This is a genomic window from Streptomyces sp. CA-106110, assembly GCF_050936285.1.
GTDB lineage: Bacteria > Actinomycetota > Actinomycetes > Streptomycetales > Streptomycetaceae > Streptomyces.
Window position 1 is genome coordinate 6,665,183 of sequence record NZ_JBNJNB010000001.1, and the last position, 22,256, is coordinate 6,687,438.

The window sequence follows — 22,256 nt, forward strand, 5'->3', positions numbered from 1 at the left end:
ATTCACGGGGGACATCGACCTGGGCCGTGGCCGTATCGGCCACCACTGCAGTGCCGTCATAAAACAGGGCTTTAGTCGGTCATATATCCAAAAGGGGCGAATCATGCTTTCGCGTCCTGTGCAGCCGACCCTACAGACACCCGAGGACAGCAACTCGATGACGATGACCACCCTCGACGCAGCGACACTCGGTAAGCAGTTGACTGCGTCCGACATGTCCGACACGGCAATCGCGCTGCTCGACGATCAGGGGGTGGTCGCCGGATGGACAAAGACCGCAGAACGCCTCGTCGGATATTCCGCCCGGGACGTCGTGGGCCGGTCCGCCGCACTGGTGCTGCCGTCCTTCTGGGAAGCGGCGACGACATCGGCGTTCGTCGAGCAGTGCCGTGCCCGAAGCGGCTGGCCGGGTGTGACGGCGGTGCGCCACCGGGACGGCCGGGTGCTCGACGTCAGCCTGCGGATCACGATGTTGCGGGGTCAGGACGGAGCAGCGCGCTGGCTCGCGTCGGTGACCGACACCGGCGCGCTGTCCGGGGAGGTGGTGAACGGATCGGTGCGGGGGCTGCTCCTGGCGCGCGCGCCGATCGGTGTCGCTGTGCGCGACCGGCAGCTGCGGTGCACCTTCGTGAACGACGTGATGGAGAGCCACGACGGCCTTGCCCCTGAGCGGCGGCTCGGACGCCGCTTCACCGAGGCACTGCCCGGTGCCAAGGCCGAAGCACACGAGGCGGTGATGCGGCAGGTCATCCAAAGCGGTACGACGAAGGTCCACGAGTACCGGACGTGGCTGCCGACGAACCAGGGCCCGGAGCACCCGTTCGCGGTCTCGTTCAACTGCCTCCAGGGCGCTGACGGTGAATCACTGGGGGTGTGCGTCATCAGCGCCGACGTCACGGAGAACCGGCAGGTCCGCGAGCGTCTCGCCGTCGTCGGGGAGGTCAACTCGCGCCTCGGCGGCACCCTGGACGTGATGCAGAGCAGCCAGGAGCTGGCCGACCTCGCCGTGCCCCTGCTCGCCGACTATGTCGCCGTGGACCTGGAACAGTCGGTCTCGTTCGGCGAGGGGCCCCCGGTCCGCATCGGGCCGACGGACGGGCGCCTCCCCGTTTTCCGACGGGCCGGTCTGGCCTCGATCCACCAAGGAGTGCCGGAATCCCCGTGGGTGCGCGGTGAGCCGGTCCCCGTGCTTCCCGCCTCACCGTTCGCCGCCGTCCTGAGCACCGGGAGATCGCATCTGGAGCCCACCCTGGACATCGCTCCGGGCCTGTGGACCGACGGCGTACCGGTGCTGGCCCAGAGGATGCGGGAGAACCGCATGCACTCGCTGATGGCCGTTCCCATCCGCGCGCGCCGCGGCCTGCTGGGCGTGGTGCTGTTCGTGCGCACCGAGCATCCCGTGCCGTTCCAGGAGGCCGACCTGCTCCTGGCCGAAGAACTCGTCAGCCGCGCCGCGCTGTCGTTGGACAACGCCCGCCGGTACGCCCGTGAGCACACCGCGGCCCTCACGCTCCAACGCAACCTGCTCCCCCATCGTTTGAAGGGCGGCATGGCGGTCGAGGCGGCCGCGCGCTACCTGCCCGCCGATGTGGACCACGGAGTCGGGGGCGACTGGTTCGACGTGATCCCGCTGTCCGGCGCGCGGGTGGCCCTCGTCGTCGGTGATGTGGTCGGGCACGGCCTGCACGCCGCCGCGACCATGGGCAGGCTCCGCACAGCCGTGCGCACGCTCGCCGTCATGGAGCTGCCCCCCGACGAACTGCTGACCCGTCTCGACGACACGGTCCAGCGGCTGGCCGAGGAAGAAGACGTCGACGCCCCGGACCAGCTCCCGCCGACCGTCGGCGCCACCTGCCTGTACGCCGTCTACGACCCGGCCACCCGCCGGTGCACCATCGCGGGAGCCGGACATCCCCCGCCTGCGATCGTCGACCCGCAGGGCCGGGTCACCTTCCCCGACCTGCCCACCGGTACCCCCCTGGGTATCGGGCTGGGGGACCCCTTCGAGGCCGTGGAGCTGGAACTGCCCGAGGGATACCTGCTCGCCCTGTACACCGACGGCCTGATCGAGGCCCGCGACCACGACATCGAGGAGGGGATGCACCGCCTGGGTACCGCCCTGGCACAACCGGGCCGGTCCCTGGAAGACCTCTGCGACATCGCGACGAGGTCCTTCCCGAGCCAGGCGTCGTGCGACGACATCACCCTGCTCCTCGTCCGCCCCCGCTTCCTCGCCCCGAGCCAGGTGGCCTCCTGGACGCTTCCCCCCGACGAGACCTCCGTCTGCCGCGCGCGCAACCTGGCGTCCCGTCAGCTGAGCGCCTGGGGCCTGGAGGATCTCGAGGACTCCACAAAGCTGATCGTCAGCGAACTGGTCACCAACGCCGTCCGCCACGCCTCCGGCCCGATAGGTCTGTGCCTGAAGCGGCACAAGGTCCTGACCTGCGAGGTGTCCGACACCGAGGCCTACGCCCCGCGTCCGCGCCGGGCGAGCCCCGTGGACGAGAACGGCCGCGGACTCGGCCTGGTCGCGCAGATGTCCCGCAGCTGGGGCTCCCGCTGGGAATCGGGCGGCAAGGTCGTGTGGGCCGAACAGGACCTGCCTCGCACATCCGGCTCCCGATCGGCCGGACCGTCCTGCGAAAGCCGTCGGTTCGAATCCGGCAGGGGGCTCGCTGTGTGACATGCCGTCAACGACGGGTCTGCACCATCGAGCGCTCGTGCGGGTCGAGCGTGGACAGCCGGGCGCCGGCGCGCCGAAGCCACAGCTGCGGACCCGGCTCCTGGGTCCGCCGATCAGCCGCATCCGGGGCGGGCACCACCGGCTGGTCGGATCCGCACCCACGGCGGCACCCCCGGGGGGAGCGGCGTCTGAGGGCGACGGCGAGCATGCCGCTCCGGGTGCCGTCGAGTCCTGCGCCGGTGACCGGGGAGAAGCCCGGGTGGCTGTGTTCCACGGAGCGGGCGGAGGCGCGGGTACCGGTGGTCAGGGCCGGCGCTCGGCTCCCTAGCTCTCCAGCAGCCCTTGTCCGTGCCCAGCCGCCGAGCACGGCGCCCGGCTTCCACGCCAGATCGGGCGCGTCCTGGATGCCGGTGTTCGAGCCGGCGGCCCAGGTGAGAGGGCATCTCGTGGGCACAGTCACCGGCATGGAACACCGACCGCGTCGGCGTGCAGTTCGGACCGGACTGCGCGGGCCGTCGGCCGCGACGAGGTAGTCCCCGCAGACCGTGCGGCGCCGTCCGCTGCTCCGGTCGTGCACGCCCGCGGTCACTCCTTCGGGGTGCTGTTCGAAGGCCTCCATGAGGTGGAAGTACCTGAGGTCGCCGCCGAGTTCCCGGGCGCCGCGCAGCAGGACGGATTCGAGGTCGTTCTGGCTGTAGTTCCATCGTCCGGGCGTAGTTGCCGCGTCCACGTGGGTGGACGGAAGGTGCGGCGTGCCGCTCGGTGAGGGTGTGCCGCACCCCGTGGTGGCCCGGGAAAAGCGGCATGGACAGGCCCATCACGGAGCGGCCGGCGACGAGGACCGGAACCCGGTGGTCGGCTCCTTCACGCATCGGTTGCCTCCGGAGGAAAAGGCGCGGGTGTGAGGCGCGCCGCAGTTTCCGTGCCCTCCGGGAGAGGGTCCGCCTGCGCAGTCACCCACGTGGTTCATACGAGTCGCGCACTCCCTGCGACCGGCACACGATCGAGGAACGCTGACGTCGCGTCACCCGCGGCTCGACGTTGCCTCCGCCCCCTCGTGAAGGAGAAGTGTCCAGGATGACCACAACGTCTGAACGTGTTTCAGAACCGCTGGCGCGACAGGTGTCGAAACGGGTGTCCCAGTCCGTCTTCGACGGCTCCGGGCTGCGTGTCGTGCTGCTGGTGGATGTCTACGACGGAGCTCAGCAGCAGTTCCTGGAGGCGTACGAGCAATTGTGCAGCCAGGTCGCGTCCGTACCCGGACACATGAGTGACCAGCTCTGCCAGTCGATTGAAAATCCGTCCCAGTGGCTGATCACCAGTGAGTGGGAGAGCGCCCCGCCCTTCCTCGACTGGGTGAACAGCGAGGAGCACGTGCAGATGGTGCGACCGCTGCACAGCTGTGTCCGGGACACCCGCTCGCTGCGCTTCCACATCGTTCGCGAGACCGGGACACAGGCGCGGGCCGGCGCCTCCGAGCGCCGTCTCCAGGTCGCTCCCCGGATCGGCGACGGCAAGATCCGTCATGCGCTCACCTTCACGGTCAAGCCCGGCAGCGAGCAGGTCGTCGCCAAGATCCTCGCCGACTACGCCTCGCCCGAGTCGGAGGTCGACGACACCACACGGCTGTGCCGCACCTCGCTGTTCATGCACGGCAACCGGGTCGTGCGGGCGATCGAGGTGGAGGGCGATCTGCTCGCCGCGCTGCGCCATGTCGCACAGCAGCCCGAGATCCGGGCCGTCGAGGAGGCCATCAACCCGTATCTGGAGCTCGAACGGGACCTCAACGACCCGGAGGCCGCCCGAGTCTTCTTCACCCGGGCGGCGCTGCCCGCCGTGCACCATGTGACGGGGGATCAGTCCTGCTCGGAGGCGCAGCGGCACGCCCTGTACTACCCGGCCCGGCAGGGCTGCGGTATGCAGCTGGCCCGGCTGCTGGCCCAGCAGGACGCGGCGGCGGCCGAGGATCCCCGCTACCCGGTCTGCAGCAGCACGATCTTCCAGCGCGACGAGATCGTGGTGCGGCTGATCGACGTGCGGGGCGACGTCGACGCCGACCCGGGCCTGTCCCTCGGTCTCGCGGACCGCGCACGGGCGGCCGAGATGGGCGCCCTCCTCGACGAAGCGGCCGTCGGCGCGGACGGTGCCGCGCTGCAGAACGGCGATTTCGCGCGATTCCTCGCGTTCGCCCGCATGGAACCCATCACCGACCGCCGGTCCTCGCCCGACGCCTGAGCGGAACCCCGCGGGCCGCGGCGGCCACGCCCCCATGTCGACGAAGCACACCATCGGAGGAAACGACGTGATCAAACCCCGTCCCAGAATCGTGGATCTCAACGAGGTCGACCCCAACCGCAGACGCGGCGGCGATCTGCGCGCCATGCTCACGCCGGCCACGGTCGGCTCCACCAGCGGTTTCATGGGCGTGGCCATCGTGCAGCCCGGCGACCGCATCGGCGAGCACTACCACCCGTACTCCGAGGAGTTCGTGTACGTCGTCTGCGGCGAGCTGGGGGTCGACCTGGACGGCGACCCCTATCCGCTGCGGCCCGAGCAGGGGCTCATGATCCCCGCGTACATGCGGCACCGCTTCCGCAACGTCGGGGACGACGAGGCCCGCATCGTCTTCCACTTGGGTCCGTTGGCGCCGCGCCCGCAGCTCGGCCATGTGGACACGGAGGAGTCCGACGCCGTCGCGGTCGGCGCCGCGGAAGGAGCCGAGGCGGGCGGTGCCCGGGCGGCCGACCGAGGTCAGGTCCGTTCATGACCCGGCGCGTGGCGGTCACCGGCATAGGCATCGTGGCACCGGGCGGCATCGGCGTCCCGGCGTTCTGGGATCTGCTCGCCAACGGCCGTACCGCGACGCGGGGCATCACCTTCTTCGACCCGAGCAGCCTGCGTTCGCGGATCGCCGCCGAGTGCGACTTCGACCCGGCGGCCCACGGGCTGGACGCGGAGCAGATCGCACGCGCCGACCGGTACATCCAGTTCGCCCTCGTCGCCGGCGACGAGGCGGTACGGGATGCCGGCCTCGACCTCGCCCGGGAGAATCCCTGGCGGGTCGGGGTGTCCCTGGGGACCGCGGTCGGCGGCACCACCCGTCTGGAGCACGACTACGTCCTGGTCAGCCGGCACGGGCAGCGCTGGGACGTGGACCCTCGTGAGGCCGAGCCCCATCTGCACCGGGCGTTCTCGCCGAGCACACTCGCCTCGGCGGTGGCGGAACGTTTCGGCGCGAGCGGGCCCGTGCAGACCGTCTCCACGGGCTGCACCTCCGGGCTCGACGCGGTCGGATACGCCTTCCACGCCGTCGAGGAGGGCCGGGCGGACGTCTGCATCGCCGGTGCCTCGGACTCACCGATCTCACCGATCACCATGGCCTGCTTCGACGCGATCAAGGCCACATCCCCGAACAACGACGACCCCGCGCACGCCTCCCGGCCCTTCGACAACAACCGTGACGGGTTCGTCATGGGCGAGGGTGGCGCGGTGCTGGTCCTGGAGGAGCTGGAGCACGCCCGGGCCCGTGGCGCGCGCGTGTACTGCGAGCTCAGCGGCTATGCCACCTTCGGCAACGCCTACCACATGACCGGTCTGACCAGCGAGGGCGTGGAGATGGCCCGGGCCATCGAGGCGGCGCTCGACCACTCCCGCCTCGACGGCTCGGCGATCGACTACGTCAACGCACACGGCTCGGGCACCCGGCAGAACGACCGGCACGAGACGGCGGCAGTGAAAAAGGCCCTCGGCCATCACGCCTATGACACGCCCATGAGCTCCATCAAGTCCATGGTGGGGCACTCCCTCGGGGCGATCGGCGCGATCGAGGTCGTGGCCTGTGTGCTGGCCCTGGACCGCCAGGTCGTACCGCCGACCGCGAACTACGAGATCCCGGACCCCGAGTGCGACCTGGACTATGTGCCTCGCGTCGCACGCGAGCGGAGACTGGACAGCGTCCTCTCCGTGGGCAGCGGGTTCGGCGGCTTCCAGTCCGCGGTGATCATGACCCGGCAGAGGGAGAGGACACGATGAGTGCAGCCCGCGCCCGGCGCGCCGCCGTCACCGGAATCGGCGTCGTCGCGCCCAACGGAACGAGTATCGATACCTTCTGGAAGGCCACTCGGGAGGGCATAAGCGTCCTGGACCGGATCACCCGCGAAGGCTGCGACCATCTGCCGCTGCGGGTGGCCGGCGAGGTCCGCTCCTTCGAGCCGGCGTCGGTGATCGAGGAACGGTTCATCGTGCAGACCGACCGGTTCTCGCACTTCGCGATGGCCGCGGCCGATCTCGCGCTGGAGGACGCCCGGATCGGCCGGGACGGTGCCGAAGAGGCGCCGTTTTCCCTGGGTGTGGTCACCGCGGCCGGCTCCGGCGGTGGTGAGTTCGGCCAGCGGGAACTCCAGCAGCTGTGGGGGAAGGGAAGCCGCTACGTCGGCCCCTACCAGTCCATCGCCTGGTTCTACGCGGCGAGCACCGGCCAGATCTCCATCCGCCGCGGCTTCAAGGGCCCCTGCTCGGTCGTCGCCGCCGACGAGGCGGGCGGCCTGGACGCCCTGGCGCACGCCGCACGGGCCGTGGCACGCGGTACCGACGTGATGGTCGCCGGTTCCACCGAGGCCCCGCTGGCCCCGTACTCGATGGTCTGCCAGCTCGGTTACGAGGAGCTCAGCACCGTCGACGACCCGGCACGGGCCTACCGCCCGTTCACCGCCGAGGCCTCCGGGTTCGTGCCCGCCGAGGGCGGCGCCATGCTCGTCGTGGAGGACGCGGCCTCGGCCCGTGAGCGAGGTGCCCGGGTACGGGCCACCATCGCGGGACACGCGGCGACCTTCACCGGCGCCTCCCGCTGGGATCTGTCCCGGGAGGGACTGGTCCATGCGATCCGCGGTGCGCTGGACGAGGCGGGCTGCGCCCCCGAGGAGGTCGACGTCGTCTTCGCCGACGCCCTCGGTGTGCCCGAGGCGGACCGTGCCGAGGCGCTGGCCATCGCCGACGCCCTGGGCCGCCGCGTGCCGGTCACGGCGCCCAAGACGGCGATAGGCCGCGGCTACTGCGCGGCACCCGTCCTGGACACCGCGGCCGCGGTGCTCGCGATGGAGCACGAACTGATCCCGCCCACCCCCAACGTCTTTGACATCAACCATGACCTCGACCTGGTGACCGGCCGCGCCCGCTCCGCCGAGCTGCGCACGGCGCTGGTCCTCAGCCGGGGACTCATGGGGTCGAACTCGGCGCTCGTGCTGCGGCGCGACGCCGGCGACGCCTCGTTCTGAGGCCGTCCTGGAGCAAAGGAGAGAAACCGCATGAGTGACCGCATCACCTTGGAAGAACTGGCCGACCTGATGAAGAAGGCCGCCGGGGTCACCGTCGCCCCGCAGGAACTCCAGCAGTGCTACGACACGGGCTTCGACAGCCTCGGCGTCGACTCGCTCGGCCTGCTCGGCATCGTGGGAGAGCTGGAGAACCGGCACGGCACGCAGATGCCGCCCGACGCGGAACGGTGCAAGACCCCCCGACAGTTCCTCGACCTCGTCAACAGCACTCTCATGGCAGGAGCCTGACATGGCCGGACACACGGAGAACGCCGTCACCATCGCCGCCCCGGTCGATCTGGTCTGGGACATGACCAACGACCTCGAGAACTGGCCGCAGTTGTTCAGCGAGTACGCCGCCTGTGACGTGCTCTCGCGCGAGGGGAACCGGACGACCTTCCGGCTGACCATGCATCCCGACGAGAAGGGCACCGTGTGGAGCTGGGTCTCCGAGCGGGAGACGGACCGCCCCTCGCTCAGCGTCAAGGCCCGCCGCGTCGAACCCGGCCCCTTCGCGTACATGAACATCCGGTGGCAGTACGAGGAGGTCCCCGAGGGCACCCGGATGGTCTGGACGCAGGACTTCGAGATGCGGCCGGACGCACCGGTCGACGACGCCTGGATGACCGACAACATCAACCGGAACTCCAAGGTCCAGATGGGCCTGATCCGGGACAAGATCGAGAAGGCCGCCGCCGGGCAACGGCCCGCGCCGGTCCTGGCCGACTGAACCGCACGGAGGAGCTCATGCACCAGGCCCTGATCGTCGCCCGCATGGCCCCCGGATCGGCCCCCGACATCGCCAAGGTGTTCGAGGACTCGGACCGGGGAGAACTGCCGCACCTCGTCGGGGTCACCCGGCGCAGCCTCTTCCAGTTCGGCGATGTGTACATGCATCTCGTCGAGTCGGAGCGGGAGCCCGGTCCCGCCATCGTCAAGGTGGCCGAGCACCCTGCTTTCCGGGACATCAGCGAGCGGTTGTCGGCGTACGTCAGCGCGTACGACCCCGCGACCTGGCGCTCCCCGAAGGACGCCATGGCGCAGCGCTTCTATCTGTGGGAGCGGCACGCCGCGGTCTGAACCCCCCGCACGGCCACCGGTCGCCGGGCCCGCGTCGGCGCGGGCCCGGCGACCGGTGGTGTGCGAGCGCCGGCCCCGCGGGGCCGGCCGCAGCCGTTCATGCCGGGACGGTGCAGTCGAAGGCGTGCAGATAGGGGTTGACCGGGTCGATCGTGTCGATGATCAGACCCGCGGCGGTCAGCCGGTCGACCATGCTCTTGGTGGTGTGCTTGGCCCCGCCGACGTTGAGCAGCAGCAAGAGGTCCATGGCGGTGCTGAACCGCATGGAGGGGGTGTCGTCGACGAGGTTCTCGATGACCACGACCCGCGCCTTGGGGCCGCCCGCCTCGATGACGTTGCGCAGGGTCCGGGCAGTGCTCTCGTCGTCCCACTCCAGGATGTTCTTGATGATGTACACATCCGCATGGACCGGGATGGACGTACGGCAGTCGCCGGGCACGATGCTGATGCGGTCCGCGAGCGCGCCTCCCGGGCGCAGCCGCGGGTCCGCCTTCTCCACCACGCGGGGCAGATCGAGCAGGGTGCCCCGCATCGACGGGTACTTCTCCAGCAGGCTGGCCACCACGTGGCCCTGGCCGCCGCCGATGTCCGCCACCGACGAGCTTCCCGACAGGTCGAGGAGTTCGGCGACGTCCTGCGCGGACTGCTTGCTGGAGGTCGTCATGGCCCGATTGAAGACGTCGGCCGACTCCGGGGCGTCCTCGTTGAGATAGACGAAGAACTCCTTGCCGTACAGGTCCTGTACGACGTTCCGGCCGGTGCGCACGGCCTGGTCGAGACGCGGCCATGCCTCCCAGGTCCAGGGCTCGGTGCACCACAGGGAGATGTTGCGCAGGCTGTTCGGGTCGTCCTCGCGCAGCAGCCGGGACATGTCGGTGTGCGTGAAGGTGCCGTCCTCGTGCTCGGTGAAGACGCCGTAGCAGGACAGGGCTCGCAGCAGCCGTCGCAGCGGCTTGGGCTCGGCCCCTACGGCGGCCGCGAGGTCCTCCGCGCGCATCGGTGCGTCGCCGAGGGCGTCGGCGACGCCCAGGCGGGCCGCCGCGCGGAGGGCGGCGGCGCACGCGGCCCCGAAGACGAGTTCCCTCAGCCGCATGGACGGCGGGGGCGCAGGGTTCGCGGTCGTCGGCGGGGCGGTGGTTGCGGTCGTCATGTGCTGCCTTTCCTCTCTGGTCCGCGGCCGGTCGCCGGCCGGGTCAGCACAGTCCCGCGGGCTTGGAGGCCCGGCAGGAGTTGCCCTGGAAGGTGTTGCCCTGTCCGGTGTCCGCCTTGACGAGGTCCGCCGGGGAGTTGCGCTGCAGCGTGTTGCCGATGACCTGGTTCCGTTCGTTCGGGACGCCCAACCAGCTCTTGAAGAACACGATGCCGCCCGCGAAGGGGGAGTTGCCCACGTTGTCGGTGATCGTATTGCGCGTCATCAGGATGTTCTCGGTGCCGCCCGTCAGGACGATCCCGGCGCCTTGGACGACAGGCACCCGGGCGGTCTTCGGGCAGAGCTTGTTGTTCTTGTGGATGTAGTTGTCGCTCAGGGTCAGGGCCCCGGCCCGCGGTTTGTTCTCGTCACCGATGACGAACACCGCCGCGCAGTTCGCGGTCATGTCGTTGGTCGCGACGGTCAGGTTTCTGAGGCGCTTGAGGGTGATGCCGATCCGGTTGCCCTGCAGACGGTTCCGTCCGATCAGCGTCCCGCGGGTGTCCGTGGCTCCTGCCTCGGTCGTGAACGTGTTGGCGAGATACAGTCCCGCGTTCCCGTTGTCCCGGAGGGTGTTGTCGACGAACGTGCCGCGGATGGAACGTTCCTGCGAGATGCCCCACTGACCGTTCTTCTCAGCGGTCACCTGGCGGACCGTCAGCCCGTCCGCCCGCGACGACCACAGTCCGTTCTTGGAGAAGCCGGACAGGGTCAGTGACTCGATCGTGACGTTCTCGGCCGGGTGGCCGTTCGTCCCCTCGACGCAGATGCCGCTACCGGCTCGCGCGCAGGCGTTCGAGGAGGATGCGGCCGGCGCGATCACGGTGTTCCCCGTGCCGCGCAGGGTCAGCCCGGACTTGGTCACCCGGACGCTCTCACGGTAGGTGCCGGAGGCGAGGACGATGGTGTCGCCGGGCCCGGCGGCGTCCACGGCCTTCTGAAGCGAATCCCCGGGACGCACCATGTGGGACATGGGGCCCGCGGCGGTGGCGGCCGAGCAACTGATTCCCGACCCGAGGAGCGCGGTGGTGCACAGGAGATAGGCGGTATTGCGTTTCGTCATATTCTGTACGCTATGACCGGATGGGCCGTTGAAAGCCGGATCGGCCATCCGGCGGCGTGTCTGCATCGGCCGCGTCCCCTCGAGGCCGATCGCCGTGTGTGGCACGGGAGTCGGCCCGTGGGGTCCGCGCCGGACCCGGCCGGCGGTCAACTGTGCGAGGGCCCCGCCGCGCCGCTGAATTTCCGCTGTGCGGTGGCCTGCTTGCCAGGCATGTCGATCACCTTCCCGACCATACTTGCGTATGTGTACAGGGCCATACGAATCAGACGCGGGGTGGCGGCGGTGGCGGGCTACGTCCGCAGCGCCCCGGGCACCTACGTCTGGCTGCTGATCCTGTTCGTCACCACCGTGGCCCTGCACCACATGCCGCCGCAGTTCGAGGAGAACTTCCTGCGGCACCGGTCCACCAACATCAACCAGCTGTCGTCCGACCCGGTGCGCGTGTTCATCAGCAGTGCGATGTGGATCGACGGCGGGCACTGGCTGCCCTGCGCCGCGCTCTACACGGTCTTCCACGCGCAGGCGGAGCGCTGGCTGGGCACCGCGCGCTGGCTGGCCGTGTGCGTCGCCGCGCACGTGCTGGCCACACTGGCCGGCGAGGGCGCGCTGCTGCAGGCCATACGGGACGGGGCGGCCCCGGAGTCCGCGGCCAACACGCTCGACATCGGGGTGAGTTACGCACTGGCCGGAGTGGTCGCCGTGCTCACGTACCGGATCGCGGTGCCCTGGCGGTACGCCTATCTGGCGGTCGTGCTGCTGGTGTACGCCGTCCCCCTCGCTGCCTCGCCCACGTTCACCGATTTCGGGCATTTCATCGCGGTGCTGATCGGTCTGGCGTGCTGTCCGCTGACCCGGGGCCGCGGAAAACCATGGAATCCGAAGGAGACACTGGCCCTCCTCAGGAGTTAACGTCCGGCACATGAGCAGCGCAGTGAGCAGCGCCGTCAACGGCGGCGTCTCCTTCTGGTATGCCGACGACGGCCTCCCCGCCCAGCGGGAGCCCCTCGCCGGGGACGGGTCCGCCGACGTCGTCATCGTCGGTGGCGGCTACACCGGTCTGTGGACCGCGTACTACCTGAAGAAGGCCGCGCCCTTCCTGCGCATCACCGTGCTGGAGCAGAAGTTCTGCGGCTACGGCGCCTCCGGACGCAACGGGGGCTGGCTCTACAACGGCGTCGCAGGCCGCGACCGGTACGCGGCGCTGCACGGTCACGAGGCCGCCGTACGGCTGCAGCAGGCGATGAACGAGACCGTCGCCGAAGTCGTGCGGGTCACCCAGGAGGAGGGCATCGACGCCGACGTGCATGTCGGCGGCGTCCTGGAAGTGGCCTACACCCCCGCGCAGCTCGCCCGGCTGAAGGCGTTCCACGAGCACGAGCTGTCGTTCGGCGAGAAGGACCGCGAGCTGTACGGCGCCCGGGAGACCGCCGAGCGGATCAGGGTCGCCGACGCGGTCGGCTCGTCCTGGACCCCGCACGGGGCACGGCTGCACCCGGTCAAGCTGGTCAAGGGTCTCGCGGCGGCCGTCGAGGCGCTCGGAGTCACGATCCACGAGTGCACACCGGTCACGGAGATCCGTCCGAAGCACGCGGTGACGCCGTACGGCACGGTCCGGGCGCCCTACATCCTGCGCTGCACCGAGGGCTTCACCGCGTCGCTGAAGGGCCAGAAGCGCACCTGGCTCCCGATGAACTCCTCGATGATCGCGACCGAGCCGCTCACCGACGAGCAGTGGGCGCGGATCGGCTGGGAGGGGCGCGAGACGCTGGGCGACATGGCGCACGCGTACATGTACGCGCAGCGCACCGCCGACGGCCGGATCGCGCTCGGCGGCCGCGGCGTCCCCTACCGCTTCGGCTCCCGCACGGACAACGACGGCCGTACGCAGCCGGCCACCGTCGAGGCGCTGTACGACATCCTGATCCGCTTCTTCCCGTCGCTGGCCGGGGTGAAGGTGGCCCACGCCTGGTCGGGTGTGCTGGGGGTGCCGCGCGACTGGTGCGCCACGGTGACCCTGGACCGGTCGACGGGCCTCGGCTGGGCGGGCGGTTACGTCGGCTCGGGCGTCGCCACCACGAATCTCGCCGCCCGCACACTGCGCGACCTCGTCCGGCAGGACTCGGGCCAGGCGGGCGCGACCAACCTGACCACACTGCCCTGGGTGAACCACCGGGTGCGCAAGTGGGAGCCGGAGCCACTGCGGTGGCTCGGCGTGCACGGTATGTACGCCACCTACCGCACGGCGGACCGGCGTGAACTGACCACGCACAGCGCCGAGTCCTCGAAGCTGGCCCAGTTCGCCGACCGGGTGGCCGGGCGGCACTGAAGAACCTGCCACTCAAGGGAGTTGGCGGTCACAAGGACGGATCCGCAGTGAGCAGACCGACAAGGCCGGTTGTCCGCTGACCGGATCGAGAGGTACCGCGGGAGACGGGCAGGGGCGGCGGTGCTCGCCGTGCCCGCCGGGCTGGGGTCTGACGGTGGCTGCCGCGCTGACCAGCGGCTGAGAGGACGGGCGGGGCCTGCGGGTCCCGCCCGTTCTGTGTGAGACTGCGACGGTGATACGCACCGCGACCCCCGCCGACGTCCCCGTCATCCATACCCTGATCCGCGAACTGGCCGAGTACGAGAAGGCCCTCGACGAGGCGCGGGCCACCGAGGAGCAGCTCCACGAGGCCCTGTTCGGTGAGCGCCCGGCGGCGTTCGCGCATGTCGTGGAGGAGGGTGGCGCGGTCGTCGGCTTCGCGCTGTGGTTCCTGAACTTCTCCACCTGGCGGGGCGTGCACGGTATCTACCTGGAGGACCTTTACGTGCGCCCGCAGGCCCGCGGCGCCGGGTACGGCAAGGCACTCCTGCGGGAACTGGCGCGTATCTGTGTGGAGCGCGGCTATGAGCGCCTGGAGTGGTCGGTCCTGAACTGGAACCGGCCGGCGATCGACTTCTACGAGGCACTGGGCGCCCGTCCGCAGGACGAGTGGACGGTGTATCGGCTGACGGACGCGGCGCTGGCGCAGTTCGGGCGTCAGGCGTAGGAACGCCGGGGGCCCGGGTGGAGCCCCCGCCTCAGTCGTCCCCCGCCACCCGCACGCCCATCTCCGCCGCCAGCACGGGGGCCAGGTCCAGAAGCTGGGCGTGGCTGATCACCGCGCCGGACAGGCGGTCGATCCCGCGGTTGATGTCCAGCTCCGCCGCGCGGCGCAGATCCACGTCCACCAGGGTCGCCGCCGTGAGATCGGCTCCCTTCAGGACGCAGTCCACGAACTCGACCCGCTCCAGCCGGGCGCCTGCGAAGTCCGGCTCGATCAGGACACAGCCCTCGAAGACGACGTCCTTGAGCCGTGCCTTGCGCAGATTCGGATAGTCGATCTTGCCGCCGCGCACCAGCACACGCTCCAGCACCGCGCCGTGCAGCTGCACCCCGCCGAGCCGGGCGTCCACCAGCTCCACGTCGCGCAGACTCGCCTCGGCGAGGTCCGTACCCACGCCCCGTACACCCGTGAGTACGGAGTCCAGCACGCGCGCGTGGCGCAGCTGCGTCTCATCCATGGCGCAGCCCGTCAGCGCGCAGTCCATGAACCGGACGCCCCCGCCGTCCTGCCCTGCGAAGTCCGCGTCCTGGAACTCGAGCCCGTCGTAGTCCCCGTCCGGCTCCAGGACGCCGTCCTCGAAAGCCACGAGCTCCGGCAGCCGGATCTCGGGCCGCCGCGCCGTCTTGACCACCCGATCGCCTCGCACCATGCCCTCCATCGTGCCCTGTGCCACTGACAATCACCTCCGGCCTCCCCCGCGGACCAGGAAAGAAGGGTGCGGGCCGACCGTGCCCTACCGACGCGGCGTCTGGCGCATCCTCGGGAAACGGGCCTGAAGCGTCCAGATCGCCGGGTTCTCGCCGAGGTCCTCGTGCAGGTCGGTGAGGTCGGCGATCAGGTCGTGCAGGAAGTCGCGGGCCTCCCGGCGCACTTCGGTGTGGGAGAAGGTCAGCGGCGGCTCGGCCGCCGGGAGCCACTCCGCCTCGATGTCCACCCAGCCGAAGCGGCGCTCGAAGAGCAGGCGGTCGGGAGACTCGGTGAAGTCCAGCTCCGCGTGCTGCGGCCGTGCGGCCCGGCTGCCGAGGGGGTCGCGATCGAGCCGTTCGGCGATGTCACACAGCGCCCACGCGAAGTCGAGCACCGGCACCCATCCCCAGGCTGTGGACAGCTCGCGGTCCGCCTCCGTGTCCGCCAGGTAGACGTCACCGCAGAACAGGTCGTGCCGCAGCGCGTGGACGTCCGCGCGGCGGTAGTCGGTCTGCGGGGGGTCGGGGAAGCGATTGGAGAGGGCGTAGCCGATGTCGAGCACGGGGGCGATGGTGTCACGCCGTGGTCGCCCGCGCCGTCGTGGGCCGCCCCATAGGATCTCAGGCATGTCCCGTTCCGTACGGCTTGTCCCGTCCGTCGTCCTGGCGCTGGCGCTCGCCGCGTGCGACGGCGGTGTGCGCGGTACGCCCGGCGGATCCGGTCTGCGCGACCCGTACTTCCCGAGGATGGGCAACGGCGGGTACGACGTCACCCACTACGCCCTCACCCTGGACTACGACCCGGGCCGCCGTCACCTCACCGGCAAGGCGGTGATCACGGCACGCGCGACCCGCGACCTGTCCGCGTTCGACCTCGACCTGAAGGGGCTCGACGTGGCCGGCGTCTCGGTCGAGGGCCGTGCGGCGCGCTGGAGCCGTGCGGGCCAGGAGCTGACCGTGCGCCCGGCCGGCGACCTCGACAAGGGCGAGACGTTCAGCACGGCGGTGCGCTATGCGGGCACCCCCGAGACGATCACCGACACGGACGGCTCGAAGGAGGGCTGGCTGAGGACCGCCGACGGCGCGTTGGCGCTCGGTGAGCCGACGGGCTCGATGGCGTGGTTCCCCGGCAACCACCACCCGTCCGACAAGGCCACGTACGACATCACGGTCAGCGTCCCCAAGGGACTCCAGGCGGTCTCCAACGGCGAGTTGACGAGCGAGACGACGAAGAACGACCGCACCACCTACGCCTGGCGCACCGCACAGCCGATGGCGAGCTATCTCGCCACGGTCGCGATCGGGCACTACGCCGTCACCCGCTCCACCCTGCGCGACGGCCTGCCCGTGTACGTCGCCGTCGACCCGACCCAGTCGCGGGCGAGCCGAGATGTCCTGGCGAAGATCCCGGAGATCCTGGAGTGGGAGGAGCACAACTTCGGCCCCTACCCCTTCTCCTCCACCGGCGCCATCGTGGACCGGCCGGAGGACGCCGGGTACGCCCTGGAGGCCCAGACCCGTCCGGTCTTCCCGGGCCCCCCCGACACCGAGACCCTCGTCCATGAGCTCGCCCACCAGTGGTACGGCGACTCCGTCACACCGGAGAGCTGGCAGGACATGTGGCTCAACGAGAGCTTCGCGACCTACGCGGAGTGGCTGTGGCAGGAGGACCACGGCGGCGACACGGTCCAGCAGATCTTCGACGCGCTCTACCGGGGCGACTACTACGACGACCCGGCTGACGACGAGGCGATCTGGGCGTTTCCGCCCGGGAGGCCGCCGAGCGCCGCGCACGTCTCCGACAAGCCCGTCTACGAGCGTGGCGCGATGGTCCTCCACAAGATCCGCCAGACCGTCGGCGACGACGCCTTCTACGGGATCATCCAGGGCTGGGCCGCCACCCACCGTCTTGGGAACGCGAGCACCGCCGACTTCACCGCGTACGTCGAGAAGAAGGCGCCGGGCAAGGACTTCCGCGCGATCTGGCGCGACTGGCTGTACGGGGACGGGAAACCGTCACACGCCTAGGCGGACTCGCACGGCCTGAGCCCCGGTTCCTTGTCGGTCACCGCGTGCTCATCAAGAGATCAGCTTGTGGGCATCACTTGTGGCGAGCTTTCAGTCCCGGACAGACACTCGGTCTTCGTTCGTCATCTGACGTCTGCCCGCCTTGGGTCGCTTCTGACTAGCGTCGTTGCTGTTTGAACCATCGACCCGGGAAGGGCCCCTATGTCCATTCACGGTGATACTCCGTCACACGACACGACCGGGCAGAGCCGGCGAGGCTTTCTGCGCAACGCGGCGCTGGCCGGTGCGGGAGCGGCAGCCGTAGGAGTCGGCGCGTCGCCCGCCTTCGCCGCGGACGCCGCCAAGACCGGCAAGTCCGGGACGTGGAGACCGGATCAGACCGCCCTCCAGTTCACCCTCGCGGTCATGCCCGACACCCAGTTCCTGTACTGGGGCTCCCAGGACAGCGTCAACCGGACGCCGCAGGAGGAGTCGTTCCGCTACATCATCGAAAACAGCGGGACCGCCGACAACAACATCGTGTTCATGGCGCACCTCGGTGACCTGACGCAGGACGCCGACCCGTTGTCGTTCCAGGAGGTCGACAAGGCGTTCGCCGTGCTGGACGCGCACGGTGCCGCGTACAGCGTGCTGGCCGGCAACCACGACGTCTCGGGCGACGACAGCCGCGGCGACACGCCGTACCTCCAGACCATGGGCCCGCAGCGGTTCCGGCACTCGAAGACCTTCGCCGGGTCGGACGAGACCGGCTACAACACGGCGCACATCTTCCAGGCCGCCGGCCGCTCGTGGCTGCTGCTGGCCCTGGACTGGCGCACCACCGACCAGGGTTACGCGTGGGCGAACAAGGTCATCAAGGCCCACCCGAAGATGCCGGTGATCGTCACGTCTCACGACATCGTCGCCTCGCCGTACGATGACAACGTTTTCCCGTACGAGTCCGGCGACCCTGAGAACAACGCCGTGATCGTGGGCAACGGCCAGGCGATGTGGGACAAGCTGATCAATGACAACGACCAGGTCTTCCTGACCCTCAACGGCCACTACTGGCCGCCCGGGCGCATGACGCAGAAGAACGCCTCCGGCAACGACGTGCACATGCACATCACGAACTACCAGAACCGGTACTTCGGCGGTGGCGGCATGATCCGGCTGTACCACTTCGACCTGGCCCGCAACACGATCGACGTCGAGACGATCAACCCGTGGATCCTGGCCCAGGACCCGGAGTCCCGCACCGAGCTGGCCGCCGAGATCGCCCAGGTCACCGGCCCGGTCGACGACTTCTCGATGGCGATCGACTTCGACGAGCGGTTCGCGAGCTTCGCCCCGGTCGCGGTCCGGCCCGCCCGCCCGGCAAGCAAGGAGCTGGTGAAGGGCACGCTGGCGTACTGGCGCTTCGACGGCCAGGGCGCGCCCGGCACCTCGCTCACCGCGGGCCAGACGATCCACGACCTGTCCGGCAAGGGCAACGACCTGACGGTGGTGACCCTGCCGGGCACGGCCGCAGACGCGCTGACCTGGTCCGCCGACCACCACACCGACCAGCCCGCGCACGCGAGCCTGAAGTTCGTCGGTGGCAGGAACCCGCTTCACGGCACGTACCTGACCACGGGGGAGAAGGCTCCGCTGAACGCCGAGACGTTCAAGAGCGGGTACACCATCGAGACGTTCGTGATGATGCCGCTGGACTGGGACGCCGGCAAGAACGGCTGGGCGTCGATACTCAGCCGCCGGGGCTCGGCCGGAGACGCCGGCAAGCACGGCAAGAACACCGACCCGGGCGAGCCCCTGGCCCAGCTCTCCATCTCGAACAACGGCCGCGAGCCGCAGTTCAACCACTACCCGCTGAACAACACCTACCCGACGACCAACTGGGGTCACGGCCTGGTGGAGCTCAAGTGGTGGCACCTCGCGGTGGTCAACGATGGCCGCTACACGAGGCTGTACGTCGAGGGCGCCCCGGTCGCCGACAACCCGAGCCGGGTGTCGCAGGGCATCACCTCGCTCGGACTGCCCTGGCTGGTGGGTGGCCACGCGTACGCGGGCGCCATCGACATGGTCTTCCACGGCAACGTCGGTGACATCCGCATCGTGAACCGCCCCCTCTCCAGGGACGAGTTCCTCACCGGCAAGTGAGCGGTCCCTCCCGTCTCCGGCCCACCCGCGGAGACGGGAGACACCCGTTCCGGGGACTGGTCTACGTCGGTGGCCTCGGCCCAGGGCGCGACGGTGACGGGGGTTCCCTACAGCTCCTTGCGCATCACGAAGCAGGGGCGGCCGTGCTGCAGGTCCGGCCGGCGGGCGATCGTCTCGTAGTCGAGTGCCGTCCAGAAGGCCAGCGCCCTGGGGTTGTTCTCCAGCACCGCAAGACGCAGGCCGGTGCGGCCCGCGGCCCGGAAACGGTCCTCGACCAGGGACACGAGCCGCCGGCCGTGGCCCTGCCGCTGCATGCCCGCGTCCACCATCAGCAGGCCGATCCACGGGTCCGGGTCGGCCGGGTCCGGGTGGTGGACGAGAGTGATCACGACTCCCGCCAGGCGCCCGGCACTGCGGGCGAGGAGGACCTCCACGTCCGGGTTGACCAACTCCCCGGCCAGCGCCGTCGCCACCTGCTCCGGGCGGATGTCGGCCGGGTCGGGGAAGTCACCGCTGAGCGCGTGGAAGTCGCGGTTGGACGCGTAGAGCGCGGTGAGTTCGGTGAGCAGCGGCGCCGGGATGTCGTGGTCGCGGGTGAGGCGGAGGGGCTCGAGGATCACGGAGTCAACGTATCGCGGACCCGGCGGCGCACCTTCGGGAAGCTGGGACCCGGCGCCCCGGGAGGACAGACGGGAGCCCCCGGCGCGGCACACCGCGCCGGGGGCTCCCGCTCAGGCCTGCTGCGGGATGTCAGACGTTGACGCCGAAGTCCTGGGCGATGCCGACCAGGCCCGAGGCGTAGCCCTGGCCGACCGCGCGGAACTTCCACTCCGCGCCGTTGCGGTACAGCTCGCCGAAGACCATGGCGGTCTCGGTGGCCGCGTCCTCGGAGAGGTCGTAGCGGGCGATCTCCTGGCCGCCGGCCTGGTTCACGATCCGGATGTAGGCGTTGCGGACCTGGCCGAAGTTCTGCGAGCGGGACTCCGCGTCGTAGATGGAGACGGGGAAGACGATCTTGTCGATGTCGGCCGGGAGGGCCGCCAGGTTGACGTTGATCGCCTCGTCGTCGCCCGCGCCCTCACCCGTGCGGTTGTCACCGGTGTGCACGATCGTGTTGTCCGGGGTCTGCTTGTTGTTGAAGAAGACGAAGTGGGCGTCGGAGTAGACCTTGCCCTGGTTGTTGACCGCGATCGCCGAGGCGTCGAGGTCGAAGTCCGTGCCGGTGGTGGTGCGGACGTCCCAGCCGAGGCCCACGGTGACGGCGGTCAGGCCCGGAGCCTCCTTGGTGAGCGAGACGTTGCCACCCTTGGACAGGCTTACAGCCATTGTTGGGAGTCCCTTCCCTCGGTCGCGTACGCGGTGCGGTACCTGTGCGCTGGCTTCGTACGGGGACGAAGCTACAGCTACCGGTATCAACGCCAAGAGGGGTCCTGATGGTTCCGTATCTCTTTACTTTCTTTACCTGCGGTCTCGGGCGGCGCCGGGCGCCGGCGATATTCGCGTGACGCGGGCCGCGGGTCCGCGCGACCATGGGGGCATGTCCGGTCCGTACACCATCCGCGGCTCCGTCTCGCTTCCCGAGGCCGAGCTCATGTGGCGTTTCTCGCGGTCGTCGGGGCCGGGCGGGCAGCACGTCAACACCAGTGACACGCAGGTCGAGCTGCGTTTCGACCTCGCGAGGACCGAGGCGCTGCCCCCGGTGTGGAAGGAGCGGGCCCTCGAGCGGCTGGCGGGGCGGTTGGTCGACGGAGTCGTCACCGTGCGCGCCTCCGAGCACCGTTCGCAGTGGCGCAACCGCGAGGCCGCCGCCGTGCGCCTCGCCTCGCTGCTCGCCGAGGCGACGGCGCCACCGCCCAGACCCAGGAGGGCGACCCGCATCCCCCGGGGGATCAACGAGCGCCGGTTGCGCGAGAAGAAGCAGCGCTCGGAAACCAAGCGCGGCCGGTCGGGGAGGGACTGGAGTTAAAAGGCTCCTTTTCGAATTAGCGACGGAAAACGGCGGAGCAGGAAAGCGAATTCTCCATGCCTTCACAGGGCGTCCGGGGAAGGCGAACTCCCTCAACCCAGATGCCGGTAGCGGCCCCGGAAGTACATCAGCGGCCCGCCTTCCGCACTCGGTACCCGGGCGCCGAGCACGCGGCCGATGACCAGGGTGTGGTCGCCGGCCGCCACGCGCTGCTCCGTACGGCACTCCAGGGTCGCCAGCGCGCCGCCGACCAGGAGGGCGTCGGAGGTTTCCCCGCGGACGTACGGGATGTCCTCGAACAGGAGCCGGTCGCTGATGCGGCCCTTCATGGCGAACCGGCCCGCGATGTGCCGCTGGCTCTCCGCGAGCACCGAGACGGCCCACAGGGGCTGTTCGGCGAGGAGGTCGTCCATACGGGAACCCTCGCGCAGGCTGACCAGTACCAGGGGCGGGTCCAGGGACACCGACATGAAAGCGGTTGCGGTCATGCCGACGTCCTCGGCGCCGGGCCCCTCGGGGTCCAGCGCCGGCTCGCGCGAGGTCACCAGGACCACACCCGCGGCAAGCCGGGACATGGCGGCGCGGAACTCGTCGTTGCTCACCCCCTCAGCATGCCCGGAGGCGGGCGGTGCGACGGGCACGGGCGTGGCAGGGGGAGTCTTCAGCACGTCGGGAACGCTAGTCGGCGCCCTCGAACCCGCACATCGGGCCCGGGCCCGAACCGCGACCTAGGACCATCGGCGGACGCCGGGGGAGGCCCCCCCCGGGGCGCTGCGGGAGGCCTGCGCGCACCCCGGACCGGCCGCGACGGGAGGCATGCCGTAAAGTCAACAGACTCTGGACCGCACTCCGTTGGCGCGTATGATCACAAGATCTGCACAGGCGCCCAATTGTGTTCTGTAAACGCACAGAGAAAACGCGGAATCACCACTCAATTGTTCATCTTTCGCTGTGACTTGAGTCACAGGGGCCGTTATTTGTTGACCCTGTGTACCTAGTGGGGAGCGCGCTGTGATTCAGT

The 22,256-nt window shown here is 69.9% G+C and carries 23 protein-coding genes and 1 pseudogene; 15 read left to right on the plus strand and 9 right to left on the minus strand.

Going from position 1 to position 22,256, the window contains the following annotated elements; genetic code table 11:
- The first annotated feature begins 157 nt into the window (after positions 1 to 157).
- Positions 158 to 2,683, plus strand: a complete 2,526-nt coding sequence (locus ACQEXA_RS30755) for a SpoIIE family protein phosphatase (protein WP_432929474.1) — start codon at positions 158 to 160, stop codon at positions 2,681 to 2,683.
- A gap of 7 nt (positions 2,684 to 2,690) precedes the next feature.
- Here the strand turns inward: ACQEXA_RS30755 and ACQEXA_RS30760 are convergent, their stop codons facing one another.
- Both ACQEXA_RS30760 and ACQEXA_RS30765 read right to left on the minus strand, forming a co-directional pair.
- Positions 2,691 to 3,149, minus strand: coding sequence for an FAD-dependent monooxygenase (locus ACQEXA_RS30760; protein WP_432939294.1), 459 nt, complete (start codon positions 3,147 to 3,149; stop codon positions 2,691 to 2,693).
- Between the two features lie 81 nt (positions 3,150 to 3,230).
- Positions 3,231 to 3,501: pseudogene (locus ACQEXA_RS30765) on the minus strand (FAD-dependent monooxygenase); the annotation flags it as partial.
- Between ACQEXA_RS30765 and ACQEXA_RS30770 the strand changes: the two are divergent.
- From ACQEXA_RS30770 to ACQEXA_RS30805, 8 genes are all read left to right on the plus strand, one after another.
- Positions 3,436 to 3,588, plus strand: coding sequence for a hypothetical protein (locus ACQEXA_RS30770; RefSeq protein ID WP_432940056.1), 153 nt, complete (start codon positions 3,436 to 3,438; stop codon positions 3,586 to 3,588). The pseudogene ACQEXA_RS30765 and the gene ACQEXA_RS30770 sit on opposite strands and share 66 nt — an antisense overlap.
- 172 nt (positions 3,589 to 3,760) lie before the next feature.
- Positions 3,761 to 4,918: a SchA/CurD-like domain-containing protein gene (locus tag ACQEXA_RS30775; RefSeq protein WP_432929473.1), complete on the plus strand. Its 1,158-nt coding sequence runs from the start codon at positions 3,761 to 3,763 to the stop codon at positions 4,916 to 4,918.
- A gap of 67 nt (positions 4,919 to 4,985) precedes the next feature.
- Positions 4,986 to 5,450, plus strand: a complete 465-nt coding sequence (locus tag ACQEXA_RS30780) for a cupin domain-containing protein (protein ID WP_433131669.1) — start codon at positions 4,986 to 4,988, stop codon at positions 5,448 to 5,450.
- On the plus strand, positions 5,447 to 6,715 hold the full coding sequence (locus tag ACQEXA_RS30785) for a beta-ketoacyl-[acyl-carrier-protein] synthase family protein (protein WP_433131671.1): 1,269 nt from the start codon (positions 5,447 to 5,449) through the stop codon (positions 6,713 to 6,715). Before ACQEXA_RS30780 ends, ACQEXA_RS30785 begins: the two co-directional genes overlap by 4 nt.
- On the plus strand, positions 6,712 to 7,956 hold the full coding sequence (locus tag ACQEXA_RS30790; RefSeq protein ID WP_432929467.1) for a ketosynthase chain-length factor: 1,245 nt from the start codon (positions 6,712 to 6,714) through the stop codon (positions 7,954 to 7,956). Before ACQEXA_RS30785 ends, ACQEXA_RS30790 begins: the two co-directional genes overlap by 4 nt.
- Before the next feature lie 30 nt (positions 7,957 to 7,986).
- Positions 7,987 to 8,244 (plus strand): acyl carrier protein, encoded by a 258-nt coding sequence (locus tag ACQEXA_RS30795; protein WP_359399922.1) that lies wholly within the window; start codon positions 7,987 to 7,989, stop codon positions 8,242 to 8,244.
- Between the two features lies 1 nt (position 8,245).
- Positions 8,246 to 8,725 carry an SRPBCC family protein gene (locus ACQEXA_RS30800; protein ID WP_359399919.1) on the plus strand — a complete coding sequence of 160 codons (480 nt, stop codon included), beginning with the start codon at positions 8,246 to 8,248 and terminating at the stop codon, positions 8,723 to 8,725.
- A gap of 17 nt (positions 8,726 to 8,742) precedes the next feature.
- On the plus strand, positions 8,743 to 9,075 hold the full coding sequence (locus ACQEXA_RS30805; RefSeq protein WP_432929464.1) for a TcmI family type II polyketide cyclase: 333 nt from the start codon (positions 8,743 to 8,745) through the stop codon (positions 9,073 to 9,075).
- Between the two features lie 97 nt (positions 9,076 to 9,172).
- Here the strand turns inward: ACQEXA_RS30805 and ACQEXA_RS30810 are convergent, their stop codons facing one another.
- Together ACQEXA_RS30810 and ACQEXA_RS30815 are read right to left on the minus strand one after the other, a co-directional pair.
- The gene (locus ACQEXA_RS30810; protein ID WP_432929462.1) at positions 9,173 to 10,225 is read right to left on the minus strand and encodes a methyltransferase; all 1,053 of its coding nucleotides are present in this window, start codon (positions 10,223 to 10,225) and stop codon (positions 9,173 to 9,175) included.
- A gap of 43 nt (positions 10,226 to 10,268) precedes the next feature.
- Positions 10,269 to 11,327 carry a right-handed parallel beta-helix repeat-containing protein gene (locus ACQEXA_RS30815; RefSeq protein WP_432929460.1) on the minus strand — a complete coding sequence of 353 codons (1,059 nt, stop codon included), beginning with the start codon at positions 11,325 to 11,327 and terminating at the stop codon, positions 10,269 to 10,271.
- A 210-nt stretch (positions 11,328 to 11,537) separates the two neighbouring features.
- Between ACQEXA_RS30815 and ACQEXA_RS30820 the strand changes: the two genes are divergently transcribed.
- The 3 genes from ACQEXA_RS30820 (at position 11,538) to ACQEXA_RS30830 (ending at position 14,359) form a co-directional block, all read left to right on the plus strand.
- Positions 11,538 to 12,236 (plus strand): rhomboid-like protein, encoded by a 699-nt coding sequence (locus ACQEXA_RS30820; RefSeq protein ID WP_432929458.1) that lies wholly within the window; start codon positions 11,538 to 11,540, stop codon positions 12,234 to 12,236.
- Positions 12,237 to 12,246: 10 nt separating this feature from the next.
- Positions 12,247 to 13,653 carry an NAD(P)/FAD-dependent oxidoreductase gene (locus ACQEXA_RS30825; protein WP_432929456.1) on the plus strand — a complete coding sequence of 469 codons (1,407 nt, stop codon included), beginning with the start codon at positions 12,247 to 12,249 and terminating at the stop codon, positions 13,651 to 13,653.
- 232 nt (positions 13,654 to 13,885) lie between these two features.
- Positions 13,886 to 14,359, plus strand: coding sequence for an N-acetyltransferase family protein (locus ACQEXA_RS30830; RefSeq protein ID WP_432929454.1), 474 nt, complete (start codon positions 13,886 to 13,888; stop codon positions 14,357 to 14,359).
- 31 nt (positions 14,360 to 14,390) lie between these two features.
- Here the strand turns inward: ACQEXA_RS30830 and ACQEXA_RS30835 are convergent, their stop codons facing one another.
- On the minus strand, positions 14,391 to 15,074 hold the full coding sequence (locus ACQEXA_RS30835) for a pentapeptide repeat-containing protein (RefSeq protein ID WP_432939292.1): 684 nt from the start codon (positions 15,072 to 15,074) through the stop codon (positions 14,391 to 14,393).
- A 75-nt stretch (positions 15,075 to 15,149) separates the two neighbouring features.
- Positions 15,150 to 15,665 (minus strand): hypothetical protein, encoded by a 516-nt coding sequence (locus tag ACQEXA_RS30840; protein ID WP_432939290.1) that lies wholly within the window; start codon positions 15,663 to 15,665, stop codon positions 15,150 to 15,152.
- Positions 15,666 to 15,729: 64 nt separating this feature from the next.
- Here ACQEXA_RS30840 and ACQEXA_RS30845 point away from each other — a divergent pair, with 64 nt between their 5' ends.
- Positions 15,730 to 17,130, plus strand: a complete 1,401-nt coding sequence (locus ACQEXA_RS30845; protein ID WP_432929452.1) for a M1 family metallopeptidase — start codon at positions 15,730 to 15,732, stop codon at positions 17,128 to 17,130.
- A gap of 201 nt (positions 17,131 to 17,331) precedes the next feature.
- A complete protein-coding gene (locus ACQEXA_RS30850) occupies positions 17,332 to 19,269 on the plus strand; it encodes a LamG-like jellyroll fold domain-containing protein (protein ID WP_433131673.1) in 1,938 nt (645 codons plus the stop codon).
- A 107-nt stretch (positions 19,270 to 19,376) separates the two neighbouring features.
- Here ACQEXA_RS30850 and ACQEXA_RS30855 read toward each other — a convergent pair whose 3' ends face one another.
- Both ACQEXA_RS30855 and ACQEXA_RS30860 read right to left on the minus strand, forming a co-directional pair.
- Positions 19,377 to 19,889 carry a GNAT family N-acetyltransferase gene (locus ACQEXA_RS30855; protein WP_432929448.1) on the minus strand — a complete coding sequence of 171 codons (513 nt, stop codon included), beginning with the start codon at positions 19,887 to 19,889 and terminating at the stop codon, positions 19,377 to 19,379.
- A 130-nt stretch (positions 19,890 to 20,019) separates the two neighbouring features.
- The gene (locus ACQEXA_RS30860; protein ID WP_359399889.1) at positions 20,020 to 20,595 is read right to left on the minus strand and encodes a TerD family protein; all 576 of its coding nucleotides are present in this window, start codon (positions 20,593 to 20,595) and stop codon (positions 20,020 to 20,022) included.
- Positions 20,596 to 20,806: 211 nt separating this feature from the next.
- On the opposite strand from ACQEXA_RS30860, the gene arfB reads away from it, so the two are divergent.
- Positions 20,807 to 21,235: an alternative ribosome rescue aminoacyl-tRNA hydrolase ArfB gene (arfB, locus tag ACQEXA_RS30865; RefSeq protein WP_433131675.1), complete on the plus strand. Its 429-nt coding sequence runs from the start codon at positions 20,807 to 20,809 to the stop codon at positions 21,233 to 21,235.
- A gap of 92 nt (positions 21,236 to 21,327) precedes the next feature.
- Here arfB and ACQEXA_RS30870 read toward each other — a convergent pair whose 3' ends face one another.
- A complete protein-coding gene (locus ACQEXA_RS30870; RefSeq protein ID WP_432929443.1) occupies positions 21,328 to 21,903 on the minus strand; it encodes a flavin reductase family protein in 576 nt (191 codons plus the stop codon).
- Positions 21,904 to 22,256 lie beyond the last annotated feature (353 nt).